The organism is Actinoplanes awajinensis subsp. mycoplanecinus, from assembly GCF_001509495.1.
Taxonomy (GTDB): Bacteria; Actinomycetota; Actinomycetes; order Mycobacteriales; family Micromonosporaceae; genus Actinoplanes; species Actinoplanes palleronii.
This window is the reverse complement of record NZ_LLZH01000059.1, coordinates 38,800-64,331: the sequence shown is the minus strand read 5'-3', so window position 1 is coordinate 64,331 and position 25,532 is coordinate 38,800. Positions and strand designations below refer to the sequence as shown.

Here is a 25,532-nt window from a genome sequence, read left to right as displayed (position 1 = left end):
AGGAACGACTAGCGATGGTCGCCGGCCGTCGCGGATGGGGAGCTCATGTCGAAGGCACTGCGGTACGGATCAGTAACATCACGATCCGTGCAGGCGCGACTCCGCCCCGTCATGTACTCGGCGGCCGCCGCCGCCACACTCGCCGCGCTGTTCCAGCCGATCCCGGCGATGGCCGCGCCGACCGTGCCAGCCGGTGGTCAGGTGACCACTCCGGTCGGTGGCCAGCCGACCGCTCCGGGCCTGCCAGCCGGCGGCCAGGTGATCGCCGCGGGTGTGCCGGACGCCGGCTCGCGCCCCACCGCGCTCGGCGCCCTGGTGCTGCCCGGCACCCCGATCAGCACGACCACCACCTCCGCGATCCCCGGCTCCGCCACGAGCCCGGTCCTGCAGCAGATCGAGAAGGGCCGCATCGCGGTCGACCAGCTCGGCGACCAGCTGCTCAAGCTGAAGGCCGAGCGCGACCTCGCGCAGACCCAGGTCACCACGGCGCTGCAGAAGGTCACCGACGCGCAGACCAACCTCGGAGACGCGCAGACCGACGCGGTCGCCGCCGCCGGCCTGGCGATGCAGCAGGCCGCCGCCGCCCCGCCGGGCGCGCTCGACTCCGGCCTGCTCGGCCTGGACCAGTTGGCCCGCCTGCAGCGCGGCGAGACCCCGACCGACGACTCGTCGGCCAGCCGGCTCGAGGCCGCGCAGATCGGCACGCAGATCGCGCTCGACGAGCAGATCACCACCACCGCCAAGTGGAACGACCTGGCCGCGCAGTACACGAAGATGAACGCCCAGCTCGTCCGGAAGCAGGCCGCCCAGCAGAAGCTGGAGAACGCGCACCGCGCCGAGCTGACCGCCGCCGAGAGCGCAGCGAGCGCGGCCGACCAGGCGCTCGGCACGGATTACCTGTCCGGCTCGACGAACGGTCAGGGTGCCGACCCGCGGGCGGTCCAGGCGCTGCAGTACGCGCTGGCCCAGCGCGGCGACCCGTATGTGTGGTCCGAGGAGGGCCCGGACCAGTTCGACTGCTCCGGCCTGATGTACGCGGCGTACCACACGGTGAACTTCCCGCTGGTCCGCGTCTCCCGCGACCAGTACTGGCAGACCCGCAACAAGGTCGTCGACCGGTATTCCCTGCTCCCCGGTGACCTGCTGTTCTTCAGCTACTCCAACAGCTGGACCGGCATCCACCACGTGGCCATGTACGCCGGCGACGGCATGATGGTCGAGGCCCCGCGCACCGGGCTGAACGTGCGTCTCGTCCCGGTCCGGTGGACCCGCCTGTTCCAGGCCACCCGGGTCTTCGGCTCGGTCGAGGGCGGGGCCAGCGAGGTGCCGCTCGGCTCGCCCGACGCGGAAGAGCCGGCCACCGGCACCCCGACCAAGACCGCTACGCCGAAGCCGTCGGCCACCACCAAGACGCCGAGCCCTTCGACCTCCTCGACGAGCAAGCCGCCGGTCACCACGTCGCCGACGCCCAAGCCGAGCGGTTCCAGCTCGAGCCCCAGCGCCAACCCGTCGACCACCACGCCGTCGACCCAGCCGTCGGCCACCACGCCGTCGAGCACCCCGTCGGCCACGCCGTCGAAGACGCCCGACCCGGTCGAGACGACGACCTCGGCGCCGGAGGCCACCACCACCTCGGCGAGCGCCGCGCAGACCACCTCGAAGACGGCTGAGGCGACCAAGTCGACCGAGGCCGAGACGAGCACCGCGGCCTCGGTTTCAACCTCTTCCGACTAGGGCACTTTGCCGGCACCCACCTCCAGTCCGGAAATCCAGTGACAAGGCGTCCGGAAAACCATCCGAACCGGTCATCGACCCTTCAGGCAGCGCCGTCGTAGGGTTTTTCGGGTCAATGCCGGATGCGTTCACACCGACTGATGTGGCACGGTTAAGGTCAGCGACCGACGTCCAAAAGCCGTCGGCAGCGGCGGTCGGGAGGACCCATGGACGAGCAGCAGGCGACCAGGGACGGCGCGAACTCCTCGCCGCCGCCCGGCCGGCCGCCCGCCGACGAGGCCGAGGGTTTCGCACCGCCGCCGCCACCGCCTCCGGGCGCGCTGTGGGCGGCCGCCGCGCCGGTCTCCGGCGCTCCCGCCCCGGTCTCCGCCGCGCCGGTCTCGGCCGCTCCTGACCCGGTCTCGGCCGCTCCTGCGCCGGTCTCCGGCGCTTCTGGTCCGGTCTCCGGCTCCGGCACTCCCGCGGCGGACTTCGGCTCGTCGCGGGGCAATGGTGGCTCCGCGCGGCCGATCTCGGCGGTGCCTAGCGCGGGCGCGGCACGGGCCAGCGTGCCGGGTGCGGCTTCGAACGGTGCGCAGCGGCAGTCGTCGACCGTCTACGGCGCCGCCGCCGACCCGAAGCCCAGCGACCCGACGCCCGCCCCGGCCGCCCCGGCGCCCAGCGACCCGACAACGGTCCTGGCCGACGCGCAGCCCGGTAAGCCGACGACAGTCCTGGCCGACGCGCAGCCCGACGAGCCGACCTCGGTCCTGGCAAGCTCCGAGCCGACCTCGGTCCTGGCCGGCTCCAAGCTCAGCGAGCCAACGCCGGCTGACCCGGAGCCCAGCGAGCCGACACCGGAACCGGCTGACCCGAAGCCCGCGGACCCCGAGCCCGCCGAACCCAAGCCGAGCGAGCCCAAGCCGAGCGAGCCCAAGCCGAGCGAACCCAAGCCGAGCGAGCCCAAGCCCGCCGAGCCCGAGCCGAGTCACCCCCGGCCGGTCCCCGCGCCGCCCCGGCCCAGCGAGCCGAAACCCGTCGAGCCGGCCCGTCCGGAACCGATCACACCGACACCCGGACCGTTCCCCGGCCCACAGCCCGGTCCCTTCCCCACCCCGTCGCCGGCGCCGTTTCCTCCTGGCCCCGTGCCGGACCCGTACCCGCCGAGCCCCGTTCCCCCTGGCCCCGGTCCCTCACCGGTGCCGCCGATGCCGGGTCCCAGCCCGGTGCCGCCCGGCCCCGGGCCGTCCCCGGTGCCCGCGCCACCCGGCCCGAGTCCGGTTTTCCCGCCGCCCCCGGCGATCGGGAACGGCCTGCCCTCGTACACGATGCCGCCCGACGGCGGCGGCCCGACGGGAGTCCTTCCGCCCATGTCCTACGGCACCTCTGGCTTTCCACCCGCGCCGGGCAACGGCGACTTGACCCAGCCGGTCAACCTCGCCGATATGACCATGCCGTTCTCCGCCTCGAACACCAGCGCCGCGCCCGGTGGTGCCGCGAACAACAGCGACATGACCATGCCGGTCAACCTCGCCGGGGGCAGCGACCGCACCATGCCGGTGCACCTGGCTGGCGCGAACAGTGACATGACCATGCCGGTGAACCTGGCGTCGGCGAACATCGACGCGACGATGCCGGTCAACGTGGTCTCGATGCCGGGCGCCGTGCCCGGGCAGCGCGGCCAGGGTCAGGCCGGCCAGTACGGCCAGGCCCGGCAGCCGACACCGGCCGGTCAGCCGGAGCACGGCGGGCCGATGGCGCCCGGCACGCTCTACAGCACCGGCGGCTACCCGGCGATCGACATGACCATGCCGGTGAGCAACCCCGCGGAGAACTCCGGCTCGCTCACCGGGCACATCCTGGCTCAGGGGTGGTACGACGCGCCGGTGGAGCAGCGACGCGGAAACTTGAAGGTGATCCTGGCCATGCTGATCGTCCTCGGCGTGCTCGTCACCGTGAGCCTGGTTTTCGTGTTCACCGTGGGGAGCAGCTTCACTGACATGCTCACGGGCAAGTAAAAAGCTAGCGTTCGTGTACTCCCCCCGGGGTATTTGCCGCCCGGGGGCGCCTGCTCTAAGCTGGCGAGGTTGTGCGCTGAGGTGAGCCTGCCCACTACCAGACCGGAATGCGGTCGGTGTGGCAAGCGTTCACACGTACACTCATGGCAGATGTTGACGCGGCGTGCCCATCCGGAGCACGCCACGGGCGTTCTTGCGGGCAATTCAGCGGGCGGTTCACAACCACCGCGGCGGGCCATTCGCGAGCATGCGCCCCCGTAGAGAGGTTCTCTTGACCACTTTCGCTGATTCCAGCACGTTCCCGTCCGTATTCGAGAACGGCACCAACGACACCGACACCGCCACGGTCGACACGACCGAGGCCGCCGTCACGGAGACCGCCGCCACTGAGGCCGCCGTCACCGAGACCGCCACCGCGACCGCCGCGGTCGAGACTCCCGCCGATGAGGCCGAGGCTCCCGCCGAGACGGTCATCAGCTTCGCCGACCTGGGTGTTCCTGCCGAGATCGTGCGCGTCCTCACCCGTGAGGGCATCACCACCCCGTTCGAGATCCAGGCCGCCACCGTGCCGGATGCTCTGGCCGGCCGCGACGTCCTGGGCCGCGGCCAGACCGGCTCCGGCAAGACGCTCGCCTTCGGTCTACCGGTGCTGACCCGTGTCGCCGCCAGCGGCAAGGCCCGCCCGCACTACCCCAAGGCCCTGATCATGGTGCCGACCCGCGAGCTGGCGATGCAGGTCGCCGACTCGCTGATGCCGGTCGGCCGGGCCGTGGGCGTCTTCCTGAAGACCGCCGTCGGCGGCGTTCCGTACGACCGTCAGATGGATGCTCTGCGCCGCGGCGTCGAGGTCATCGTGGCGACTCCGGGCCGGCTCGCCGACCTGATCGAGCGGGGCGCGTGCAAGCTCGACGACGTCGAGATCACCGTGCTGGACGAGGCCGACCAGATGGCCGACATGGGCTTCCTGCCCGAGGTCACCGAGCTGCTCGCGAAGACCCCGGAGCACGCTCAGCGGCTGCTGTTCTCGGCGACGCTCGACGGTGACGTCGACTCGCTGGTGCGGCGCTTCATGCACGACCCGGTGACTCACTCCACCGCGCCGGCCGAGGCCAGCGTTTCTACGATGGATCACCACCTGCTGCTGATCCCGCCGGCCGAGAAGTTCCCGATCACCGCGTCGATCGCCAACCGGGAGGGCAAGACCATCGTCTTCGCCCGCACCCAGATGGGTGTCGACCGGCTGGTCGAGCAGCTGCACGCGGTCGGTGTCCGGGCCGGCGCCCTGCACGGCGGCAAGACCCAGCGGGTTCGTACCCGCACGCTTGCCGAGTTCAAGGAAGGCCGCTCGAACGTGCTGGTCGCCACGGACGTGGCGGCGCGTGGCATCCACGTCGACGGGGTCTCCCTGGTCGTGCACGTGGACCCGCCGAAGGACCCGAAGGACTACCTGCACCGCGCGGGTCGTACCGCTCGGGCCGGCGAGTCCGGCGCGGTCGTGACGCTGGTGCTCCCGAAGCAGCGCCGCACCACCCAGGCGATGATGACCAAGGCGGGCGTCTCCCCGTCCGAGGTCCGCGTCCGGGTCGGCGACGAGAAGCTCGCCGAGGTCACCGGTGCCCGTCAGCCGTCCGGCATCCCCGTGGTGGAGGAGCCGGAGCAGCGTCGTGAGCGTTCCGGTGGCGGTCGTCGCTTCGGCGGCGGCGGCAGTGACCGGCCCCGGTACGGCGACCGGCCCACCAGCGGTGGCTACCGCGGTGACCGGCCCGCCGGCGACCGTGGCGGTTACGGCGACCGGCCGAGCAGTGGTGGCTACCGTGGCGACCGCCCGGCGGGCGACCGTGGTGGCTACGGCGACCGCCCGGCCAGCAGCAGCGGTGGCTACCGTGGCGACCGTCCGGCGGGCGACCGTCCGGCCGGCGACCGTGGCGGCTTCAGCGGCGAGCGTTCCGGTGGGAGCTTCGGCGGCGACCGTGGCGGCGCGAGCCGTTTCGGTGACCGTCCGGCCCGTACCGACCGTCCGGCCTTAGGTGACCGTCCGGCTTTCGGTGACCGCCCGCGGGGCGAGCGCACCGCCAGCACCGGTGGTGGCGAGCGGCACTTCGCCGACCGTCCGGCACCGCGGACCGGCGAGCGGCCCCGCACCGAGCGTCGTGAGGGTGGCCCGGCCCGCTTCAACTCGGCGCGTCCGGCCCGCAGTCACTGATTGACCCAGCTTTAACGAAAGCCCCGTCTCGCACCTGCGAGGCGGGGCTTTTCCACAGGCTTGTCCACAGGGCGCGGCCGGGCCGTCGTACCTTATGAAAATCGGACGCGACGACCTCCTGGCGCGGAATCCTGCGCCGCGTTGGCTCTCTCGGCCGGAAACCCGGGTAGCTTGCCGGTATGGGCGTGTTGTCAGCAGGGTTGTTCTGGGAACGCCGGGATGTCCCCGGTTGTGAGCATGTGCGACTGGATGCGCAGAACGGGCTTTATGCCCGGGGAACCGTGCTGGCCGCCGAGCCTGTGGAGTTCGCCTGCCACTACGAGATCCAGACGGATCCGAGCTGGGCGACGGTGCGGCTGGACGTGCGGTCCGAAGGTGCCGGCTGGGCGCGCGGGGTGCGGCTGGAGCTGGCCGCCGGGCGGTGGCGGGTGACCACGTCCGAGCAGGGTGATCTCGACGCGGCCCTGGTGGACGCGGGGCACGCGCGGGCCGGGCTGCCCGGGATCGAGGACCCGGACCTGCTCTACGGAGTGTTCGACGTCGATCTGAGCGGGTCGCCGCTGACGAACACGCTGCCGATCCGCCGGCGCGCGCTGCTGACCGGGGAGGTCGGCGTCTCGCACCGGGTGAGCGTGGCGTGGGTGCTGGTGCCGAGCCTCGAGGTGGTGCAGGCGGACCAGATCTACACCCCGCTCGGCGAGAACCGGGTCCGCTTCGCCAGCGAGACGTTCGCCGCCGACCTGACGGTTGACGACGACGGCTTCGTCACCGATTACCCGGGACTCGCCCGAATGATCACACTCGGTCGCGGATCCAGCTGAGGCAGGCCTTGTCGACGGTGGCGAACGGCTTTCCGTACGCGGTACGAGACGCCTCGTCGGGCTTCTTCGCCTCGCGCAGCACCAGGTTGGTGAACTGGAGCAGCTTGCGATCACCGAACTTGGCGGCCATGCACGCGGTCGCGTAGTGCCCCATCGCGTAGAGCGTGTTCACCGTCAGATCGTCCGCGTTGTCGGCCAGGGACGGCACCGCAATGCTCTTCGGCATCCCGCGCCGCTGGAACGCCTCGATGAGCACGTCGTGGTTGCCGGTGTCCTGCGGCTTGCGGGGCAGCGCGCCGATGTACTCGGCCACCCCCTCGACCAGCCACTGGTCGTCGGTGGTCTCCCAGGTCCCGCCGGCCAGGGTGACCACGTGCGCGAGCTCGTGCTGGATGGTCACCGCGAGCTGGCCCCGGTCGGCGCTGGACTTGGCGCGCAGCACGATGTCGCCGCCGGTCGAGTTGAGCGGCATCTCGTAGCCGATCACCCACTTCTCCTTGATGCCGCCGTACCAGTTCTTCCAGCCCTTCTCGTCGGCGACGTAGACCCGGTACCGGCGCTGCGGGTTGTTCACGTACCCGGCGTAGCGGTCGGCCACCTTGGCGGCCCTCTCGGCCAGCACGAGCACCTGCTTGAGCTGCTTGGCCTGGCTGCTCGGGCCGGCCACGATGACCCGCTTGCCCTTCACGAAGGTCAGCGCCCGGTTGTCCCACGGCGCCGGCTGCAGGTAGTTGTTCTCGACGCCGGCCTGGTCGTTCAGCTCGGTGATCACCCACTGGCCACGGACCTGCTGGAACGTCAGCCGGTAGGTGACCTTGGCCGGGCCCTCGTCGTAGTTCTTGCGCCAGTCCGGGCAGGCCACACCGGAGAAGCAGTAGCCGAGCGCGGCCTGGGTCACCACCTTGGTCGCGGTGGTCCCCTCCAGCTTGTCGGCGTGGAACTCGGCGTGGCTGATCTCCAGCGTCCGCAGGTTCCGGAACATCGTCCGGTACCGGGTGACAAGCGTCTTCTTCGCCGGGTCGACAAAGGCCAGCCAGGCCTTCTCGTCGCCCTTGGTGAGCGCCTCGGCCTGCTTCTGCAGCCGCTCGGCGACCAGCTCGAACGGGGTGGCCGGGCGGGCCGGCGCCGTGGCGGCGTCGGCCTTCGCGGGCTCGTCGCGGGCCGGCCAGAGCACCGCGGCGCCGGCGCCGGCGGCCAGGATCACGGCGGCCAGGGTGGCGAAGACGGCCGGCTTCCAGTTGCGCTGGGGGGCCGGCGGGATGGGCGGAAAGGGTGGAGGACCCCAGGGTGCGGGCGGGGCCGGCGGGGCGCCCCAGGGAGCGGGCGGCGGCGGGCCCCAGGAGACCGGCGGCAGGCCGTAGGAAGGGTCCGGGGATTCCCGGGGCCGGGGCACGACCGGAGGCTGCCAAACGGCCTGGGGCTCCGGCACGGCCGAACGCGAGGGATCTTCCACGGCCGGATCTAATCACGGACCGTCGATGCAGGCCTAGTCCGGCCAGGTACCGTCCCGCAGGAACGCCTCGATCGTCGTGGTGTGCGGTGCCAGGACCAGCCCCTGATCGCTCACCCACCGGTCGGAGTAATAGGTGTCCGCGTACCGTTCGCCGCCGTCACAGATCAGCGTGACCACCGATCCGGTGCGCCCGGCCGCCAGCATCTCGGCGATCAGCCCGAACGCGCCCCACAGGTTGGTCCCGGTGGACCCGCCGAGGCGCCGGCCCAGGATCGCCGAACCGGCCCGCATCGCGGCGAGCGACGCGGCGTCCGGCACCTGCACCATCCGGTCGACGACCGCGGGCAGGAAGGACGGCTCCACCCGGGGACGGCCGATGCCCTCGATCCGGGAACCCTTCCCTGTCACCACGGTCCAGTCGGCGGCGACGTAAGCCTGCCAGAACGCCGAGCCTTCCGGGTCGACAACGCAGACCTTGGTGGGGAAACGGCGGTAGCGGGCGTATCGGCCGATGGTGGCGCTGGTGCCACCGGTGCCGGCGCCGACAACGATCCAGGTCGGCACCGGGTGGCGTTCCATGGCGAGCTGGAGGTGGATCGACTCGGCGATGTTGTTGTTGCCGCGCCAGTCGGTGGCCCGCTCGGCGTGGGTGAACTGGTCCATGAAGTGACCACCGAGGTCGGCGGCGAGACGCTGGGCCTCGGCCACCACGGTGGTCCCGTCGGTCACCAGGTGACACCGTCCACCCTGGAACTCGATCAGCGAGATCTTCTCCGGCGAGGTGCTGGCCGGCATCACCGCGATGAACGGCAGGCCGAGCATCCGGGCGAAATACGCCTCGCTCACCGCGGTCGAGCCGGAGGACGCTTCCACCACGGTGGTCTGCGGGCCGATCCAGCCGTTGCACAGGGCGTACAGGAAGAGCGACCGGGCCAGGCGGTGCTTGAGCGAACCGGTCGGGTGCGAGGACTCGTCCTTGAGGTACAGGTCGATGCCCCAGGCGGCCGGCAGCGGGAACGGCAGCAGGTGGGTGTCGGCGGACCGGTTGGCGTCCGCCTCGACCAGGGCGATCGCGTTGCGGGCCCAGTCCCGGGCGCTGTCGTCGCAGCGCTCCACGGAGATCGTCAACTCAGCCGACCCCGGGCTGCGGACGGTTCTCCCACTTGGTGGAGAGGGCGATGGCGGTGCGGGTGGAGGCGACGCCGGGGGTTCGGTTGATCCGGACAATCAGCTGCTCCAGTTCCGCGATCGTGCCGACCCGGACGATCAGTTGGTACGACTCCACGCCGGCCATGAAGTAACAACTCTCCACCTCGGGCATCGCGCGCACCGCGGCGAGCACGTCGTCGGTGTCCGCGCCGGAGTCCTCGACGATGCCGATCAGCGCGGTGACCCCGAGGCCGACCGCTTGGTGGTCGACGTCGGCGCGGTAACCCCGGATGGTGCCGGCGGCCTCGAGCTTACCGACTCGCTCGTGCACCGCGGGGGCGGAGAGCCCGACCTTGCGCGCCAGCTCGGCGTACGACGAGCGCGCGTTCTCCCGGAGCAGGTCGATCAGCCGGAGGTCGATGGAGTCCATGTGTGAAACCCTAAACGGGTGGCCGGTCGGCACTCACGCCCGGTAGCGACGAATGGGGGGCAGGATAATGATCGTTGTCGCAATCGGGGCTTTTTCCGCATTTCACGGACTTGGTTCTGGGGCGGTGCTCTAATGGCTTTACGTCCCGATCGAGCAAGCCGACACTCACCGTGACCACGGCCGCTCCAGAAAACAGAACCGAGGAGGGGGTTGTGGACACTGGAGACCGTCTGCTGACGCCGGGCGAAGTAGCCGCATTGTTTCGCGTCGATCCGAAAACGGTCACGCGCTGGGCTGCAGCCGGGCGAATCGGTAGCATCCGTACTCCTGGTGGACACCGCCGATTCCGCGAATCCGAAGTCAAGGCCCTCCTTGAGGGCGACGGCGTGATCGAGGAGATGCGCGAGGACGACGCGGCGAACAAGCCGCGTAACAGTGGTCCGACAAGCCCGGGTACGGGTTTCGGTCCGCCCAACGGTTTGCGCTAGCGCTCACCGAGCCGTCCGTTCCATCGCCGCATCAGGGTGTGTGTTACGCCCAGCGAGTCCAACACTTTGCCAGCTACGAAATCGACGAGTTGCTGTGCGGTGGCGTCTGCTCCAGACCCGTAGAAACCGGGGCTGGCAGGCAGCACCACCGCACCAGCGTCGTGCAGTGCGATCAGATGTTCCAGGTGACTACGTGTCACCGGAGTCTCCCGCGGCACCACCACGGTCCGTCGGCGCTCCTTCAGATTGACCTCCGCGGCCCGCTGAAGCAGGTCCTTGGAGAGTCCGATGGCGATTCCGGCACATGCCGCTGTGCTGGCCGGCACCACCGCCATCCCCTTCGCCGGATATGAGCCGCTGCTCGGTCCGGCTGCCAGATCACCGGCCGGCCAGTAGGCCAGGTCACCGAGGTCACGGCCCAGCCAGGCGCCGACGTCGTCCTTCCAGTGCGCATCCCGGATCGTCGCACCGGTCTCGTCCAGCAGGGTGAGCCGGGCCGCCCGGGAGACGACCAGGTCGACCGACTCGCCGGCGTCCAGCAGTGCGCTGAGCACCGCGCGGGCGTAGGGCGTGCCGGAGGCGCCGGAGACACCGATGATCCAGGGTTCGCGCATGCTCCCAGTGTGCTACCGGTTCACGGTCAACTGGGCCGCGGCGGGTATGGCGTCATTCACCCGGGGCCAGGCGGCCCGGTCGTTCAGATCGACCACCGTGATCCCCTGCGCGATCTTCTTGACCTCGGACGCCGCGATGCCCTGACCGGAAACGGTCAGACGGTAACCGCCCGCCACCGCGGCTGTGCAGGTGCCGGCCTGGCAGGTCAGCTTCGCGGGGGTGGGCAGGTCGTCGTCCGCCTTCCCTGCCTTGATCTGAATGAGGTGCGCGATCTTTCCCGGGGCGGGCCCGCGACCGGGACGGCGCATCCTCTCCTCGGCCATCGAGGCGGTGACGAATTCCGTGTAGGAGGAACCGCTCGTGGAGCCGGCCGTGATCAGGCGGTAGTCCGCCGGGAGGTACTTCGCCACGGTCGCGAGGTGCGCGGCTGATCCACTGTCGGGGGCGAGAGCCTCGGCCACCGCCCGCATCCCGGCCCGGGTCATCGAGCCGGCGATCGGGCGCACCATGGCTTTGGCCCCGTCGGCATACTCCCAGACCAGGAATTCCGAGTCGTCGCTCGCGCGGTCCCCGGGCAGTACGAACTGCGCCCACGTCGCCTCCCGGCCGGCGACAGGCTCGGCCGGGGTGGTGGAGAGCAACCCCGGGACCACGTCCGTGATGCCGGGGCGCAGCACGGTGAGCTGGCCGACCTCCTTACCGTTCCGTCGGATCTCGGCGGTGGTCCCCCGCAACTCCACAAGCGTGGGGTCGAGCACCCGGAACGCACCGGCCTGGTAGCCGCGGAAGGCGTAGTCGAAGGAGAGCAACTCAGGCGATGCGGCGCTCGCCGAGGGCGAGGCCGCGACCGGCGCCGGGGCGGGCCGCTCCGGCCGGGCGACCACCTGCGGCGCCACGACCGCGGCGGCCACCGCCACCACGACCGCGGTCGCCCAGCCGGCACGGTGCCGCCAGCGCAACCGCCGGCCCGCCCGGACCACGTGATCAACGTCGTAGCGCGCCGGCGGAGCGTCCACCCGCGCGTCTTCCAACAGGTCAGACAACCGCATGACGTTCCTCCAGATCGACGCCGAGGATCTGCCGGAGCGTGGTGAGACCGCGGGCCGTGTACACCTTCACGGTGCCCTCCGGGCAGTGCAGCGCCGCAGCGGTCTGCTGCACACTCAGGCCCTCCAGGTACCGCAGTACCAGCACCGCGCGATGCCGGGGCGGCACCTTCAGGAGCGCGGCCCGGAGCTCGAGCCGGTCGTGCACCGCCCCCGTCAGGTCGGACACCACCGGCTCCGGTACGTCGCCGCCGCCTGATCGCTCCCGTCGCCACCATGGGCTGCGCGGCCACGAACTCCCGGAACTCGGCCTCTCTAGCGCTCACGATCACTAGACGGAGCCGGGGCCGGAACGGGTTACAGCAGATTCAGGTCGAGCACCGCGAAGACGAACAGCGCGATCCCGATGAAGCCGTTCGCGGTGAAGAACGCCCGGTTGACCTTGGAGAGGTCGGTCGGGGTCACCACCACGTGCTGGTAGATCAGGCCGCCCGCGGTGAGCGCCAGCCCGATCCACCAGAGCCAGCCGAGGCCGACCAGCTGGCCGAACCAGACGAAGAACCCGAACGTCAGCACGTGGGTGACGGTGGAGATGTGCAGGGCGACCGGCACACCGAACCGGGCCGGCGTGGAGTGCACCCCGATCCGGCGGTCCACCTCGACGTCCTGGCAGGCGTAGATGATGTCGAAGCCACCGATCCACAGGCCGACCGCGATGCCGAGCACCCAGGCCGGTCCGGAGCCGCTGAACGTACCGGTGATCGCCAGCCAGGCGCCGACCGGTGCGACCGCCTGTGCCAGCGCGAGCACGTAGTGCGGGAAGTTCGTGAACCGCTTCGCGTACGGATAAATGACCAGCGGGACCACCGCGAGCGGCGACAGGACCAGGCACAGCGGGTTGAGCAGGCCGGCCGCGAGCACCAGGATCACGAGCGAGACGGCGGCGCCGGTCCAGGCGGTCCGCACGCTCACCGCGCCGGTGACCAGTTCCCGGTTCTGGGTACGCGGGTTCAGCGCGTCGATCTTGCGGTCCAGGATCCGGTTGGCGGCCATCGCGAACGTCCGCCCGGACACCATCGCGACGGTGACCAGCACCAGGTCCAGCCAGTGCCGCCCGGTCCCGTCCCGGTCGATGGCGACCAGCGCGGAGAGGTACGCGAACGGCAGCGCGAAGACCGAGTGCTCGATCATGACGAGCCGCAGGAAGGACTTGACCTTCCCGGGCTTCTCCTCGACAGCTGTCACAGCCCGTATTCCTTCCACCGCTTGTCGACCAGGGAGACGACTTCCGGCGCCATGATCATCTCTTCTGGCCAGCCTCGCGTATAGCCCTCCGCGGGCAGCTTGCGGGTCGCGTCCACGCCCGCCTTGCCACCCCAGAACTGCTGGTACGACGAGTGGTCCAGGTGATCCACCGGCCCCTCGGTGAGCAGCAGGTCCCGCGCGTAGTCGACGTTGCCGAAGGCGCGGAAGGCCACCTCGTTGTAGTCGTGCACGTTGCAGTCCTCGTCCACCACCACGATCAGCTTGGTGAGCGACATCAGGTGCGCACCCCAGATGGCGTTCATCACCTTCTGTGCGTGCTTCGGGTAGCGCTTGCGGATCGACACGATCAGGCAGTTGTGGAAGACCCCGGCGGCCGGCATGTCGTAGTCGACGATGTCCGGGATCAGGATCTTGGCCAGCGGCAGGAAGATCCGCTCGGTGGCCTTGCCCAGGCCGTGGTCCTCCTGCGGCGGCTGGGACGTGATGATCGAGTGGTACACCGGGTCCTTGCGCATGGTCATGCACTCGATGTGCAGCACCGGGAACGGCTCGACCGGCGTGTAGTAGCCGGTGTGGTCGCCGAACGGTCCCTCCGGGTGCCGCTCGCCGGGCTCCAGATAGCCCTCCAGGATCACCTGCGCGTTCGCCGGGACCTGCAGCGGCACGGTCAGGCAGTCGACCATCTCGACCCGCTCGCCGCGCAGGAAGCCGGCGAACAGGTATTCGTCGATGTCGCCGGGCAGCGGGGCGCTGGCCGCGTAGCAGACCACCGGGTCGGCGCCGATCGCGATCGCCACCGGCAGGCGCTGCCCGAGCCGCTCGGCGACCGCGTGGTGCGCGGTGGAGTCCTTGTGGATCTGCCAGTGCATGCCCAGCGTGTTCTTCGAGTGCTGTTGCAGCCGGTAGAGCCCGAGGTTGCGCTTGCCGGTCTCCGGGTGCTTGGTGTGCGTCAGCCCGAAGTTGTGGAAGATCCCGCCGTCGCCGGGCCAGACCTGCAGGCCGGGCAGCCGGCCCAGGTCCACCTGGTCGCCCTTGAGCACGATCTCCTGGACCGGCGCGACCTTCACCTTCTTCGGCGGCACCGACTTGAGCTGCAGCACCTTGGCGATGCCCTCGCGGATCCCGGACCAGCCGACCGGCAGCTCCGGCTTGGCCAGCGCGCCGATCCGGGCGCCGATCTCGTCGAGCGACTCGACGCCGAGCGCCATCGCCATCCGCTTCTCGGTGCCGAACAGGTTGATCGCCACGGGCATCTCGCCGCGCGTCGGATTCTCGAAGAGCAGCGCCGGGCCACCGGCGCGGACCGTGCGGGTCACCACCTCGCTGATCTCCAGCGTCGGATCCACCGGCACGGTGACCCGGCGCAGCTCACCGGCGGATTCCAGGGCGGCGAGAAAGCTCTGCAGATCGGCATAGGGAAACCCACGGGACGCCATGACCCACAGTCTGGCACCGGCCCGGCCCCTCCTTGAGCCCAGGTCCGTCACGTTTGATCCGCGCCTCACGTTGACCAGATGGTGAAGCGGCGGAGCATGGCACGGTGGTGCGCCCTGATCGGGTTGCTGGCCGTCGGCGCGATAGCCGCCCCGGCGGTCTCGGCACGGCCGGATCGGCTTCCGGCCTGCGGTGTTCCAGGTCCGGCTTCCAGCCGGCCACCCTCGGTCCGGGCATCGCGGTCCGCTCCAGGTGCGTGCCGGGCCGCGGTCCTCGAGTCTTCGGTACGACAAGTGAAGCCCCCCGGCCTCACCCCGAGCGGCTACCACCACCTCGGCGCCGGGACAGCCGGCGAGTGGAGCGGCGTCTCCGGCCGGCTCGGCGTGGTGGACGGCGCGATCCGGAACGGCACGTACGACTTCGTCGCCAGCCGGTTCATGGTGAAACGGGACATGGGCAAGGGGACCATCGCGTGGCTCGAGGCCGGCTGGGCGCAGAACGGCTGGGAACTGGCCGCGCGCCCGCACATCTACACCTACAACACGAACACCAAGTCCTGGCAGTTCTACGACCAGTACCCGATCAAGGCCGGTGACACGGTCTGGCTGGACCTGCACACCGACGCCGACGGGGTCTGGCAGGCCTGGCTGTGGTGGAACAACCGGTGGAACCTGCTCACCGCGCAGAAGCTGCCGATCGGTGGCTCCGCGTTCGTCGAGCAGTACGTCGAGGTGCACGCGGACGCGAAGAGCCCGGGCCGGATCGACGTGCCGCCGGTGAAGGTGGACAACGTCCAGCTGCGCCCGCCCGGCGGCGGCCCGGCCCGGTTCTGGCGCGAGGACGTGCCGACGCTGACCGGGGTGGCCCCGGGGCAGCAGCAGCGCAGCGGCGGCTTCTGCCTCGACTGGACCACCCGCTACGACACGTGGAGCGCGGGCGACTGCACGTCGTGATCCTCAGCCGGCGTTGGCGTAGCTGTGCAGCCCTTCGAAGAACAGGTTGACGCCGAACAGGTTCATCAGCATCGTCACGAAGCCGAGCAGGGCGATCCAGGTCGCGGCGGTCCGCTTGACGCTCGGGGTGGCCCGGGCGTGCAGGTAGGCCGCGTAGACGACCCAGGAGATGAACGCCCAGACCTCCTTGGGGTCCCAGCCCCAGTACCGGCCCCAGGACGCCTCGGCCCACAGCGGCCCGGCGATCAGGGCACCGAACGTGAACAGCGGGAACGCGAACGCGTGCAGCCGGAACGTCAGCCGCTCGAGCGCCGCGGCCGGCGTCGGCACCCGCTTGCCCAGCGTGTAGGGGAAGCTGCGCTTGCCCTGGTCGTAGCCGTTCTTGATCAGGAACATGGCGGCCGGGACCGCGCCGATCAGGAAGATGCCGGACGAGATGATGATCGTCGAGACGTGCACGATGAACCAGTACGAGTGCAGCGCCGGCACCAGCGGGCCGACCGGCGTGTAGGCGACCAGCGCAGCCGCGCCGAGCAGCATCACCAGCGCCAGCGAGGAGAACAGGCCAAGGTGCCGCAGGGCCGGGCGGCGCAGCAGCACGCCCATGAACACCGCCGAGCCGACGAAGGCGGCCGAGGCGATGTACTCGTACATGTTGCCCCAGGGCATCCGGTCGGCGGCGATGCCGCGGGTGACCAGGGTGCCCAGGTGCAGGGCCAGCGCGACGACGTTGAGCGCCACCGCGATGCGGCCGGCCCACTCGCCGCGGCCCGGCTTCTCCGGGGCGGCCGGCTCGGTCACCGCCGGGTCGGCCGGGACCTCGGCGTCCACCGGCGCGCCGGCGCCGACGAGCTGCCGGGCCGGGCGGTTCGCCGCCTTGCCGATCCGGCTGCGGCGGCCGAACGCGTACTCACCCGCGTAACAGACCATGGCGGCCAGGTAGGTCAGCACGGCCAGGGCCATGAGCTGATCGGACAGATTCGCCATCAGGGCGTTCCTTCCTCGGCGTGTCCGGGGGGCCCGCCATCGGTGTCGGTGCGGGTCAGCGCGGCGAATTCGGCCGCGAACCCCGGATAGTCGGTGCGGGGCAGACCACCGGCTTCGATCACGCTACCGCCGGTGTCCGGACCCTCGGCAGGGGACACCCGGAACCAGACCCGGCGCCGGTGCACGAAGAGCGAGAGCATCAGGCCGAGCAGCCCGAGCACCGCACCGGCCAGCACCATTGTCTGCGTCGGGTCGTACCGGATGGAGAGCGTGGCGAACTGGCGGGTGCCGACGAACTCCAGCTTGCTGCCGTCGTCGAGGGTCCAGGTCTGTCCGGGCTTCAACGCGTACGGCCGCTCGCCGCTGACCTTCTTCAGCTCGCCGTTGGTGATCTGGCCGCGGTCCAGGGCGTAGACCGAGCCGGCCTTGCCCACGTCCAGGCCCAGGTTCCCGCGGTACGCCGCCAGGTAGAGCATCGGGTTGTTCGCGGCCGGGAACGTCGACGTGGCACTGCCGTCGGTGCTGCCGGTCGGCAGGAAGACGCCCTCGAAGCCGACCTGCAGCTTGGGGTCGCGCTGGTTCGTCTTCGGATCGATGTTGACGTCCGGGAACTGGGCGACACCCGTGCTGGTCTGCATGGCGTCGGTGGGCAGGAACGGGACGATCTTGGTCTGGCTGACGCCGTACTTGTCGGTGTAGCGCAGGATCGGCGCGTAACCCTGGCCGATCAGGTGCACGTTGGCGTGGTGCAGCCGGAGCGGGTCGTTGACCGTGAAGTCGGCCGGCTGGTACGTCCCGTTGCCCTCCTTGACCTCGACCGAGGCCAGGAACGACTTGGGCTGGCCGGTGCTCTGGTAGGTGGCCTCGAAATCGGTCATCCGCATGCAGAACTTCGGCAGGTCGCCGGCGTCCACGCGCGGGCCCAGCGCCGAGTCGTCGTACTGCGTGATGGTGTTGCAGAAGCCCTGGTCGGCGCCGGTGACCAGCAGCCGGTTGCCGTGCCAGCCGTACCAGTGTCCGAAGCCGACCCCGATCAGCACGGCCAGCAGCGCGAAGTGGAACAGCAGGTTGCCGGTCTCCTTGAGGTAGCCCTTCTCGGCCGCGACCGAGAACCCGCCGTCCGGCAGCTTCACCACCCGGGTCCGGAACAGCTTGCGGCGCAGCGTCCGGGCCAGGCTCGCCGCCGCGGTGGCCGGGTCCTCCGGCCGGGTGGACGCCGCAGCGTGCTGCGGCAGTCGTTCCAGCCGTTTCGGCGCGGTCGGCGGCATCGACGCCATCGCTCGGGCGTGGTCACGCAGCCGGGGCAGCACGCAGCCGACCAGCGACGTGAAGAGCAGCAGGTAGATCGCCGCGAACCAGGCCGACGCGAAGACGTCGAAGCCGCCCAGCCGGGCCACCCACGGCGCCAGGTCCGGATGCGCGGTGTAGTACTGCGACACCCGCTCCCGGTTCACCGAGGTCTGCGGGAAGTACGAGCCCGGGATCGCCGCGACGGCCAGCAGGAACAGCAGCACCAGCGCGGTACGCATGCTGGTCAGCTGCCGCCACGAGTTGCGCAGCAGCGCCCAGAGCGGGTTCACCCGGCGCGGCTGCGGCGCCTCGGCGGTGGCCGGACGGTCCTCGACGACTGTCACAGCAGTGTCCCCGCGCCGAAGTCGAACGTCGTCTGCAGCCAGATCAGGAAGTAGTCCCACTGGCCGCTGACCAGGGCTACACCGACCAGGATCAGCAGGCCGCCGCCGATCCGGGTCACCCAGCGGCTGTTGCGGCGGATCGCCTTGAAGACGCCGAGCAGCTTGCGGAAGAACAGCCCGAACAGGATGAACGGGATGCCCAGCCCCAGGCTGAAGGCGATCGCCAGGATCACCGCGCGGTCGGTCTGCCCGGTCGTGGTGGCCAGGCCGATCACCGCGCCGAGGGTGGGGCCGACACACGGCGTCCAGGAGAGCGCGAAGATCGCACCGAACACCGGCGCCCCGAGCAGGCCGGCCGCCGGCAGCTTGCTGAACCGGGCCTCCCGCTGCAGCCCCGGGATCACCCCGAGGTACGCCAGGCCGAGCCCGATGATCAGCACGCCGAGGATCAGGTTGAGCGTGTCCTGGTTGGTCTTCAGGCTGAACACCACGTTCGACACCAGCGTGATGAGCAGCGTGAAGACCACGGTGAAACCGAGCACGAAGAGCAGGCTCCCGGCCAGCACCCGGCTCTTCACCGCCACCACCCGGGTCTTGACAGCGACCCCGCCGCCGGTCTCCGCGGGCTCCGGACGGGTGGTGCCGATCGCCGCTTCCAGGTCGGCGCCGGCCAACCCGGTGACGTAGGAGAGATAGCCCGGCACCAGCGGCAGCACGCACGGCGACAGGATGCTGACCAGCCCGGCGATCAGTGCCGCGCCGACTGCCAGCAGCAGCGGGCCGCTGGCGGCCATCTCCTTGAAGGCGTCGTCCATCAGCCGGTCACCTCCGCGGCCACCCGTTCCACCAGCGGTTGCAGCTCACCGGCGGTGGTCGAGCGCCGCAGCGCGACCGCGATCCGGCCCTGGCGGTCCAGGATCAGCGTGGCCGGCGTGGTGGTCTGGGTGATCTCGAACTGGAGCGCGACGTCACCGTCGAAGTCGTAGATGCTCGGGTACGTCATCCGGCCCCGCTCGAACGCCTTCGCCGAGTCCCGGTCGTCCCGCGAGTCGATGCCCAGGAACGTCACGTTCTTGTCCTTGGCGCCCTGGTAGACCTTCTCCAGGTCGGGCGCCTCGGCCCGGCACGGTGCGCACCAGGAGCCCCAGAAGTTGATCACGATGACCTTGCCGCGGTCGGTGGCGATGTCGTACTTCGTGCCGTCCAGCAGCTCGCCGGTCACGTCGCCGATCTGCGGCCGGTCCGCCTCGTCGCACTCCACCACGCCGTTCGTGGTGGTGCACTTCTTCGCCCAGTTCTCCGCGCCGCAGCCGGCCAGGACGCCGGTCAGGGCGACCGCGGCCAGCGTGGCGGCGAGGAGACGGCGCACGTCAGGCTCCCTTGGCGGTCTTGGCGGTGGCGGAGAGCGCGACCAGGTGCGCGGCCGGTTCGGAGTAGTCGATGCCGACCACCTTGGACCCCTCGAACCGGAACGAGGTCAGGCTGGCCAGGCCGCACTCCCGCTTGCGCGGATCGTGCCACAGGCGCTTGCCCTCGACGTAGCGCCGGAGCGTCCAGATCGGCAGCTGGTGCGAGACGCAGACTGCCTCGTGGCCCTCGGCCGCCACCCGGGCCGCCTGCACGGCCTCGAACATCCGCTGCGCGATCGCCAGGTAGGCCTCACCCCAGGACGGGGTGATCGGGTCGCGCAGCACCCACCAGTGCCGGGGGTTGCTGAACGCGCCGTCACCGACCGAGACCCGCTTGCCCTCGAAGAAGTTCGCGCTCTCGATCAGCCGGACGTCGGTCGCCGTCTCCAGCTTGAACTCGGCGGAGATCGGCTCGGCCGTCTCCTGCGCGCGCTCCAGCGGGCTGGCCACCACGTGCGTCACGTCCCGGCCGGACAGCGCCGAGGCGGCCGCCTTGGCCATCTGATGACCCAGCTCGGAGAGGTGGAAATCCGGCAGCCGACCGTAAAGGATCTTGGTGGGGTTGAACACCTCCCCGTGGCGGAAGACGTGCACCGTGGTCTTGGTCAGCTCAGTCACTCTTGGCTCCCCGCAGCGGCCCTGGCGGCGTGTGGCAGCGCGGCGGAGATCTGCTCCAGCGCCGCGTCGTCGATCGCGGTCGACACGAACCACGACTCGAAGGCGCTCGGCGGGAGATAGACCCCGCGCGCCAGCATGGTGTGGAAGAACGCCTTGAACGCCGCGGCGTCCTGGGTCTTCGCCGAGTCGTAGTCGGTGACCTCGTTGTCGGTGAAGAAGATCGAGAACATGTTTCCCGCGTACGACAACCGGTGCGGCACCGACGCCTCGGTCAGCGCGGCCGAGGCCAGCGAGCCGATCGTGGTGGCCAGTTCGTCCAGCCGCTTGTAGGCGTCCGCGTCGGCGAGCCGCAGCGAGGCCAGGCCCGCGGCGCAGGCCAGCGGATTGCCGGAGAGGGTGCCGGCCTGGTAGACCGGGCCGGCCGGGGCGAGCCGCGACATGATGTCCCGGCGGCCGCCGAACGCCGCCGCGGGCAGGCCGCCGCCCATCACCTTGCCGAACGTGAACAGGTCGGCGTCGACCGGGTGCAGCCCGGCCCAGCCGCCCGCGGACACCCGGAAGCCGGTCATCACCTCGTCCACGATCAGCAGCGCGCCGTGCCGGTGGGCGATCTCGGCGAGCTGCTGGTTGTAGCCCTCGCGCGGGGTGACCACGCCCATGTTGCCCGGGGCGGCCTCGGTGATGATCGCCGCGATCTGGTCGCCCTCCGCGGCGAAGGCGGCCTCGACCGCGGCCACGTCGTTGTACGGCAGCACGATCGTCTCGGACGCCGCCGCCCCGGTCACGCCGGGCGAGTCGGGCAGGCCGAGAGTGGCCACCCCGGAGCCGGCCGAGGCCAGCAGGGCGTCCACGTGGCCGTGGTAGCAGCCGGCGAACTTCACGATCTTCGACCGGCCGGTGAAGCCCCGGGCCAGCCGGATCGCCGTCATCGTGGCCTCGGTGCCCGAGTTGACCAGCCGCACCTCGTCGATCGGCGTGCGCCGGACGATCTCCTCGGCCAGGTCGACCTCACCCGCCGTGGGAGTGCCGAAGCTGGTGCCGAGGGCGGCCGCGCTCTGCACCGCGGCGACGATCTCCGGGTGGGCGTGGCCGTGGATCAGCGGGCCCCACGAGCAGACCAGGTCGACGTACCGCCGGCCGTCGACGTCGGTCATCCACGGGCCGCTGCCGTGCGCCATGAAGCGCGGCGTGCCGCCGACCGCGCGGAAAGCACGCACAGGTGAATTGACCCCGCCCGGGATGATGGTCTGGGCACGGTCGAAGAGGGCCTGGGAGACCGGGGCGTCCTCCGGATACGGAAGATCCGCGGTGGGATATGTCGTGGTCACAGCGGTTCCCATTCTGTCAGCGGGCACGGTCGCCTATGTTGAGAGGGTTGTTCACGTCACCGGTTGATGTCCGGAACAGCCTGGTTCGACCGCGCCCGACGGGCCGATCGGCGAGTAAGAGGATAGGCTGACCGGCGTGGAGCGACCCGAGCTGTCCATCACGGTTCAGCGCGCCCCCGACGAGGTGACAATGCAGCTCGCCGGGGAGATCGACGTGCTCACCGTCACCGAGTTGGCTGCTCTCGTCAACGAGGTGCTCGCCGACGAATCACCGAATCGCATCGTGCTGGACATGGCCGGTGTCACCTTCTGCGACTCGCAGGGCCTGGGCACCCTGGTCGTGCTCAGCCGCAAGGCGCAGCACAACCAGACCGTGCTGGCACTGGCCAACGTGGGCGATTTCCTGATGCGGGTGCTCGACATCACCGGGCTCCGGTCAGCCCTCATGATCAGCACTGCCTGACCTCAGGTCCTTGCGCATCTGCTGCGTGACCACCCGGTAGCCGGCCGTCGTATACAGCCCGATCGCGCGGGCGTTGTCACCGAAGACGTTCAGCTCGAGCGCCGGCACGCCACGCTCGCGGACGGCCTGCTCGCCGGCGGTGAGCAGGGCCCGGCCGTACCCGGCGCCCTGGAACTCCTCGTCGATCGCGATCTCGTAGAGGAACGCGCAGTCCCGGAAACCCCGCGGGTGCTCCAGGCTGATCCACATCGTGCCGACCACGGCGCCGTCACCGCGTACGCCACGAAGGAAGATCATCCCCGGGGTCTCCTGGCCGCGCGGCAGCAACGCCGCCTGGCCATCCCGCGTGCGTTGCAGGTTCTCCTCGAACGTGCCCGAGCCCGCCTCGGCCTGGGCTGTGGCGAAGGCACGCATGACAGCCTCGTGCCACGCGTCGAACTCGTCCGCGGTCATCTCCCGCACGGTCAGGTCGGGCATACCCCGATGCTGTCACATCCACCTGAGAGCCCGGCGGGCATCACGTCGGCTGTGGACAACACCTCAGCCGAAGGCACCGCTGACCGCCAGCGCGGTGCCGGATCCGCTGGTCGCGGCGGCCGTGTAGGCGTCGGCTCCGGCATCCCGGCCACCTGACGCGTACGTGTACCGCGCGAAGAACGTGTACGTCCCCGCCGCCAGCGTGTCCCCCGACGAGAGCGTGAACCGGTAGACCAGCGCACCGGCCTCCTCGGTGACGCTGCTGTTCACGCTCGCGCCGGGCACCTGCTGGCTGCCGCCCCGGGCGACCAGCTCGGCGGTCTTCGCCACCCGGATGGTCACCTCGAGCGCGGTCAGCTGCTCGGTGGTGCGGATCGTCACCACGCTGCTGGCCTGGGTGTCGCCACCCACGTCGACCGAGCCGTCGGACCAGAGCGGCCCCATCGTGGCACTGTCCGTGACCGGGGCCGAGGTGGCCGGCGCGGCCGCCGACGGCGACACCGACTTGCTGGGCCGGTGACTGCCCGGCGACCGGCTGGCCGGCGTGCTGGGCGAGACCGGGCCGGACGGCGACGGGGTGGCGTTCTCGGTGACCGCCGGGCCCACCGACGCGGTGACGGCCGGGGGCGGCGGCGTGGGCCGGTCCTCGTCCGGTCCGCCGGCCAGCGCCCACTGGGCGAAGCCGCCACCACCGAACACCGCGGCCACCGCGACCGCGGCGCCGGCGATCCGGATCCGCGGACCCCGCCCGCGGGCCGCGGCCTCGTTCCGCATCGCCGTCTGGGTGACCCGGTTCAGGATCACGACACGGTCGGGCTGATGTGCTGCCGCCTCGGCGCGCAGCAGCGCGCGCAGCTCGTTCTCGGTGACCGTCACCGCGCCGCCTCCCAACCGTTGATTCGAGCCAGACTGCCGCCGAGCATCTCGGCCAATTGCTTCGCTCCGCGTGAGGTCGCGCTCTTCACCGTGCCCTCGGAGATCCCGAGGGTGCTGGCCACCTCACGTTCGGACATGTCGAACGCGTACCGCAGGACCACGCAGGCCCGCCGCCGGTGCGGCAGCCGGGCCAGGGCGCGACGCACGTCCAGGACGACCGGAACGTCCGACTCCGGTGCCCGCTTGAGCACTTCCAGCGAGAACAGGCGTTCCCGGCTGCGCTTGCGGATCCAGTTGCGGGCCAGGTTCATCAGGATCCCGTGGCCGTACGCCGCCGGGTCGTCCGCCGCCTGCACCCGGTCCCAGTGCCGCCACACCTCGGTCATGGCGTCCGCCGCGAGGTCGTCGGCGGCCGAGGCGTCCCCGGTCATCAGGTACGCCAGCCGCGACAACGAGTCATGGTGCCGCTCGAAGTACGCGTGGAAGGCGGCGTCGCGCATCGGCACCCTTCAGGTCACGGCGGTGGAATCGGACGGTGGCCGCCGGGCTGGCACCCGGCGGCCACCACTACCTCACTTGAAAGTGACGTCGGAGGCCGAGTACTTGCAGTTGACGCCGTCCGGGCCGGTACCGACCTCGGTCGGCTCGGCGCCGGTGCTGTTGCCCTTGAACTTCACGCAGACCTTCAGGTCCGCGGACCCGACCACGGTGATGCCGGAGAGCGTCGCGGTGTCGCCGAAGTTCGTGTTGATGCCGACCAGCGCCTTGGCCTTGCCGGTGGCGATCACGTTCTGCACCACCACCGAGCGCTTGTACTGGGTCTTGCAGTTGCCGCACGAGCGGTACAGCTTGCCGTAGTCGCTGACCTGGAAGTTCTTGATGGTCAGCGTGCCGCCGCCGTTGTGCTGGAAGACCTTGTCGTCGGCGCCCTTGGCCCCGCCGCCGTTGACGGTGTAGACCGCCGAGGTGCCGCCCTTGAACGTCGCGGCGTCCTCGCCGACGTTCTCCCACCAGACGTTGGTCAGCGTGCAGGAGCCCTTGCAGTGCACGCCGTCGGCGGCCGGGTCACCCAGGATCACGTTCGACAGGGTGGCGCCGTCGGCCAGCTCGAAGAGCGGACCCTGGTCCTCGTCCTGCGAGGCAGTGCCGAGCGCGCCGCTGCCCGAGTAGCGCACGTTGCCGCCGTCGAAGCTGCCGGTCACCGCGATGGTGGCGGTCACCGCCTTCTCACCCTTGGCCGTCGGCCAGGTGGTGGCGGCCGTAGCGGTCGCGGTCGGCGTCGCGGTCTTGGTCGCGGTGGGCGTGGCGGTCGCCGTCTTGGTGGGACTCGCCGTCGCCGTCTTGGTGGCCGTCGGGCTCGCCGTGGCGGTCTTGGTCGCCGTCGGGCTCGCCGTGGCGGTCTTCGTCGCGGTGGCCGTCGCGGACGCGGCCGCCACCGGGGATACCACGACGTCGTCGAACTCGGCCGACGCGAAGCTGGTGATCAGGCCGATCCGGCCGGTGCCGGGCAGCACTCCGGTGCCGCTGCCGATCGCCGTGCCGTCCACGTACCCCTTGATCGTGCTGCCCGAGGCGTCGATCCGCAGGGTGTGCCAGGCGGTCAGGCCGCTGACCGTGGCGGAGCCGAGCACCGAGACCGCGCTGCCCTTGACCGCCTGCAGCTCGGCCTTGCCGGCGCCCAGCAGGGCCAGCCGGTACATGGTCGACGAGCCGCTGGCCCGGGCCGCGACGCCGGCCAGGCCGGTGCCCAGCTTGACGCCCTTGACCTTGGCCTGCACCGAGTAGTCGGCCCACGAGGTCTCGCCGGCGAACACCCGGGCGATCTCACTGTCCGTCTTGGACTGCTGGTAGACCTTCGAGCCGTCGGTCACCACGGCCCAGGTGCCACCGGACTTGGTCCAGCCGCTCGCGCCGTCCTCGAAGTTCGCGTCGAACGACGTGCTGGCCGAGGCGTTCGGGACGAGTACCGCCACCAGGGCGGTGACCGCACCCGCGGCACCGGCGGCGCCCAGGGTCGTGATCATCCGGCGGCGGCGACGGCTCGCGGCGAGGGCGTCGTCGGGGTGTACGTGCCGCATGGTGCTCCTAGCGTCCTGGGGGATGAGGCTTCGACCGCTTGTGGTGCGGGCGATCAACTTCGTTGCCTCTGGT

The 25,532-nt window shown here is 70.8% G+C and carries 25 protein-coding genes; 7 read left to right on the top strand and 18 right to left on the bottom strand.

Annotated features, from left to right (window positions below; all coding sequences use genetic code 11):
- Positions 1–87 precede the first annotated feature (87 nt).
- The 4 genes from ADL15_RS10540 to ADL15_RS10520 all read left to right on the top strand — a co-directional run bounded on the left by ADL15_RS10540 (position 88) and on the right by ADL15_RS10520 (position 6,755).
- Positions 88–1,734, top strand: a complete 1,647-nt coding sequence (locus ADL15_RS10540; protein WP_232344011.1) for a C40 family peptidase — start codon at positions 88–90, stop codon at positions 1,732–1,734.
- 206 nt (positions 1,735–1,940) lie between these two features.
- The gene (locus tag ADL15_RS52830) at positions 1,941–3,731 is read left to right on the top strand and encodes a hypothetical protein (protein ID WP_157441285.1); all 1,791 of its coding nucleotides are present in this window, start codon (positions 1,941–1,943) and stop codon (positions 3,729–3,731) included.
- 271 nt (positions 3,732–4,002) lie between these two features.
- A complete protein-coding gene (locus ADL15_RS10525) occupies positions 4,003–5,934 on the top strand; it encodes a DEAD/DEAH box helicase (protein WP_067687757.1) in 1,932 nt (643 codons plus the stop codon).
- A gap of 179 nt (positions 5,935–6,113) precedes the next feature.
- Entirely contained in the window at positions 6,114–6,755 is a 642-nt protein-coding gene (locus tag ADL15_RS10520) for a putative glycolipid-binding domain-containing protein (protein WP_067687755.1), read from the top strand.
- On the opposite strand, the gene ADL15_RS10515 is transcribed toward ADL15_RS10520, so the two are convergent.
- The 3 genes from ADL15_RS10515 to ADL15_RS10505 all read right to left on the bottom strand — a co-directional run bounded on the left by ADL15_RS10515 (position 6,730) and on the right by ADL15_RS10505 (position 9,787).
- The gene (locus ADL15_RS10515; protein ID WP_083971113.1) at positions 6,730–8,148 is read right to left on the bottom strand and encodes a M1 aminopeptidase family protein; all 1,419 of its coding nucleotides are present in this window, start codon (positions 8,146–8,148) and stop codon (positions 6,730–6,732) included. The genes ADL15_RS10520 and ADL15_RS10515 overlap by 26 nt on opposite strands.
- 93 nt (positions 8,149–8,241) lie before the next feature.
- Positions 8,242–9,336, bottom strand: coding sequence for a PLP-dependent cysteine synthase family protein (locus ADL15_RS10510; protein WP_269748331.1), 1,095 nt, complete (start codon positions 9,334–9,336; stop codon positions 8,242–8,244).
- Position 9,337: 1 nt separating this feature from the next.
- Complete coding sequence (locus tag ADL15_RS10505; protein WP_067687744.1) at positions 9,338–9,787, bottom strand: Lrp/AsnC family transcriptional regulator; 450 nt, start codon at positions 9,785–9,787, stop codon at positions 9,338–9,340.
- A 212-nt stretch (positions 9,788–9,999) separates the two neighbouring features.
- Here ADL15_RS10505 and ADL15_RS51285 point away from each other — a divergent pair, with 212 nt between their 5' ends.
- On the top strand, positions 10,000–10,275 hold the full coding sequence (locus ADL15_RS51285; RefSeq protein WP_083971111.1) for a BldC family transcriptional regulator: 276 nt from the start codon (positions 10,000–10,002) through the stop codon (positions 10,273–10,275).
- On the opposite strand, the gene ADL15_RS10500 is transcribed toward ADL15_RS51285, so the two are convergent.
- The 5 genes from ADL15_RS10500 to ADL15_RS10480 all read right to left on the bottom strand — a co-directional run bounded on the left by ADL15_RS10500 (position 10,272) and on the right by ADL15_RS10480 (position 14,638).
- Complete coding sequence (locus ADL15_RS10500; protein WP_067687742.1) at positions 10,272–10,889, bottom strand: UbiX family flavin prenyltransferase; 618 nt, start codon at positions 10,887–10,889, stop codon at positions 10,272–10,274. The genes ADL15_RS51285 and ADL15_RS10500 overlap by 4 nt on opposite strands.
- A 12-nt stretch (positions 10,890–10,901) precedes the next feature.
- Entirely contained in the window at positions 10,902–11,933 is a 1,032-nt protein-coding gene (locus tag ADL15_RS10495) for a hypothetical protein (protein WP_157441284.1), read from the bottom strand.
- Complete coding sequence (locus ADL15_RS10490) at positions 11,926–12,165, bottom strand: RNA polymerase sigma factor (protein ID WP_232344010.1); 240 nt, start codon at positions 12,163–12,165, stop codon at positions 11,926–11,928. Before ADL15_RS10490 ends, ADL15_RS10495 begins: the two co-directional genes overlap by 8 nt.
- A gap of 128 nt (positions 12,166–12,293) precedes the next feature.
- Positions 12,294–13,181 (bottom strand): menaquinone biosynthesis prenyltransferase MqnP, encoded by an 888-nt coding sequence (mqnP, locus tag ADL15_RS10485; protein WP_083971110.1) that lies wholly within the window; start codon positions 13,179–13,181, stop codon positions 12,294–12,296.
- Positions 13,178–14,638, bottom strand: a complete 1,461-nt coding sequence (locus ADL15_RS10480; RefSeq protein ID WP_067687731.1) for a menaquinone biosynthesis decarboxylase — start codon at positions 14,636–14,638, stop codon at positions 13,178–13,180. Before ADL15_RS10480 ends, mqnP begins: the two co-directional genes overlap by 4 nt.
- A 291-nt stretch (positions 14,639–14,929) precedes the next feature.
- Here ADL15_RS10480 and ADL15_RS10475 point away from each other — a divergent pair, with 291 nt between their 5' ends.
- Positions 14,930–15,589, top strand: coding sequence for a hypothetical protein (locus ADL15_RS10475; protein ID WP_067687729.1), 660 nt, complete (start codon positions 14,930–14,932; stop codon positions 15,587–15,589).
- A 3-nt stretch (positions 15,590–15,592) separates the two neighbouring features.
- On the opposite strand, the gene ccsB is transcribed toward ADL15_RS10475, so the two are convergent.
- Genes ccsB through hemL form a run of 6 tightly spaced genes read right to left on the bottom strand, consistent with a single transcriptional unit; the run spans position 15,593 to position 21,577 of the window.
- Positions 15,593–16,576 (bottom strand): c-type cytochrome biogenesis protein CcsB, encoded by a 984-nt coding sequence (ccsB, locus tag ADL15_RS10470; RefSeq protein WP_067687727.1) that lies wholly within the window; start codon positions 16,574–16,576, stop codon positions 15,593–15,595.
- Positions 16,576–18,210: a cytochrome c biogenesis protein ResB gene (gene resB, locus ADL15_RS10465; RefSeq protein ID WP_067687725.1), complete on the bottom strand. Its 1,635-nt coding sequence runs from the start codon at positions 18,208–18,210 to the stop codon at positions 16,576–16,578. Before resB ends, ccsB begins: the two co-directional genes overlap by 1 nt.
- Complete coding sequence (locus tag ADL15_RS10460; RefSeq protein ID WP_067687723.1) at positions 18,207–19,025, bottom strand: cytochrome c biogenesis CcdA family protein; 819 nt, start codon at positions 19,023–19,025, stop codon at positions 18,207–18,209. Before ADL15_RS10460 ends, resB begins: the two co-directional genes overlap by 4 nt.
- The gene (locus ADL15_RS10455; protein WP_067687722.1) at positions 19,025–19,579 is read right to left on the bottom strand and encodes a TlpA family protein disulfide reductase; all 555 of its coding nucleotides are present in this window, start codon (positions 19,577–19,579) and stop codon (positions 19,025–19,027) included. Before ADL15_RS10455 ends, ADL15_RS10460 begins: the two co-directional genes overlap by 1 nt.
- A gap of 1 nt (position 19,580) precedes the next feature.
- Positions 19,581–20,228 (bottom strand): histidine phosphatase family protein, encoded by a 648-nt coding sequence (locus tag ADL15_RS10450; RefSeq protein WP_067687895.1) that lies wholly within the window; start codon positions 20,226–20,228, stop codon positions 19,581–19,583.
- Positions 20,229–20,233: 5 nt separating this feature from the next.
- Positions 20,234–21,577: a glutamate-1-semialdehyde 2,1-aminomutase gene (hemL, locus tag ADL15_RS10445; protein ID WP_067687720.1), complete on the bottom strand. Its 1,344-nt coding sequence runs from the start codon at positions 21,575–21,577 to the stop codon at positions 20,234–20,236.
- Between the two features lie 124 nt (positions 21,578–21,701).
- Between hemL and ADL15_RS10440 the strand changes: the two genes are divergently transcribed.
- Positions 21,702–22,028 (top strand): STAS domain-containing protein, encoded by a 327-nt coding sequence (locus ADL15_RS10440; RefSeq protein ID WP_067687718.1) that lies wholly within the window; start codon positions 21,702–21,704, stop codon positions 22,026–22,028.
- Here ADL15_RS10440 and ADL15_RS10435 read toward each other — a convergent pair.
- From ADL15_RS10435 to ADL15_RS10420, 4 genes are all read right to left on the bottom strand, one after another.
- Complete coding sequence (locus tag ADL15_RS10435) at positions 22,002–22,505, bottom strand: GNAT family N-acetyltransferase (protein WP_067687715.1); 504 nt, start codon at positions 22,503–22,505, stop codon at positions 22,002–22,004. The genes ADL15_RS10440 and ADL15_RS10435 overlap by 27 nt on opposite strands.
- A gap of 63 nt (positions 22,506–22,568) precedes the next feature.
- Positions 22,569–23,381 carry a hypothetical protein gene (locus ADL15_RS10430; RefSeq protein ID WP_067687893.1) on the bottom strand — a complete coding sequence of 271 codons (813 nt, stop codon included), beginning with the start codon at positions 23,379–23,381 and terminating at the stop codon, positions 22,569–22,571.
- A complete protein-coding gene (locus tag ADL15_RS10425) occupies positions 23,378–23,881 on the bottom strand; it encodes a SigE family RNA polymerase sigma factor (protein ID WP_067687713.1) in 504 nt (167 codons plus the stop codon). Before ADL15_RS10425 ends, ADL15_RS10430 begins: the two co-directional genes overlap by 4 nt.
- 72 nt (positions 23,882–23,953) lie before the next feature.
- On the bottom strand, positions 23,954–25,459 hold the full coding sequence (locus ADL15_RS10420) for a pectate lyase (protein ID WP_067687710.1): 1,506 nt from the start codon (positions 25,457–25,459) through the stop codon (positions 23,954–23,956).
- Positions 25,460–25,532: the final 73 nt, after the last annotated feature.

Excerpts from the sequence above, each read along its gene's own strand:
- ADL15_RS10500 (WP_067687742.1), bottom strand. The coding sequence starts at position 10,889 with ATGCGCGAACCCTGGATCATCGGTGTCTCCGGCGCCTCCGGCACGCCC.
- hemL (WP_067687720.1), bottom strand. The coding sequence starts at position 21,577 with ATGGGAACCGCTGTGACCACGACATATCCCACCGCGGATCTTCCGTAT.
- ADL15_RS10480 (WP_067687731.1), bottom strand. The coding sequence starts at position 14,638 with ATGGCGTCCCGTGGGTTTCCCTATGCCGATCTGCAGAGCTTTCTCGCC.
- ADL15_RS10425 (WP_067687713.1), bottom strand. The coding sequence starts at position 23,881 with ATGCGCGACGCCGCCTTCCACGCGTACTTCGAGCGGCACCATGACTCG.
- ADL15_RS52830 (WP_157441285.1), top strand. The coding sequence starts at position 1,941 with ATGGACGAGCAGCAGGCGACCAGGGACGGCGCGAACTCCTCGCCGCCG.
- ADL15_RS10505 (WP_067687744.1), bottom strand. The coding sequence starts at position 9,787 with ATGGACTCCATCGACCTCCGGCTGATCGACCTGCTCCGGGAGAACGCG.
- ADL15_RS10420 (WP_067687710.1), bottom strand. The coding sequence starts at position 25,459 with ATGCGGCACGTACACCCCGACGACGCCCTCGCCGCGAGCCGTCGCCGC.
- ADL15_RS10460 (WP_067687723.1), bottom strand. The coding sequence starts at position 19,025 with ATGGACGACGCCTTCAAGGAGATGGCCGCCAGCGGCCCGCTGCTGCTG.
- ADL15_RS10520 (WP_067687755.1), top strand. The coding sequence starts at position 6,114 with ATGGGCGTGTTGTCAGCAGGGTTGTTCTGGGAACGCCGGGATGTCCCC.
- ADL15_RS10435 (WP_067687715.1), bottom strand. The coding sequence starts at position 22,505 with ATGCCCGACCTGACCGTGCGGGAGATGACCGCGGACGAGTTCGACGCG.
- ccsB (WP_067687727.1), bottom strand. The coding sequence starts at position 16,576 with ATGGCGAATCTGTCCGATCAGCTCATGGCCCTGGCCGTGCTGACCTAC.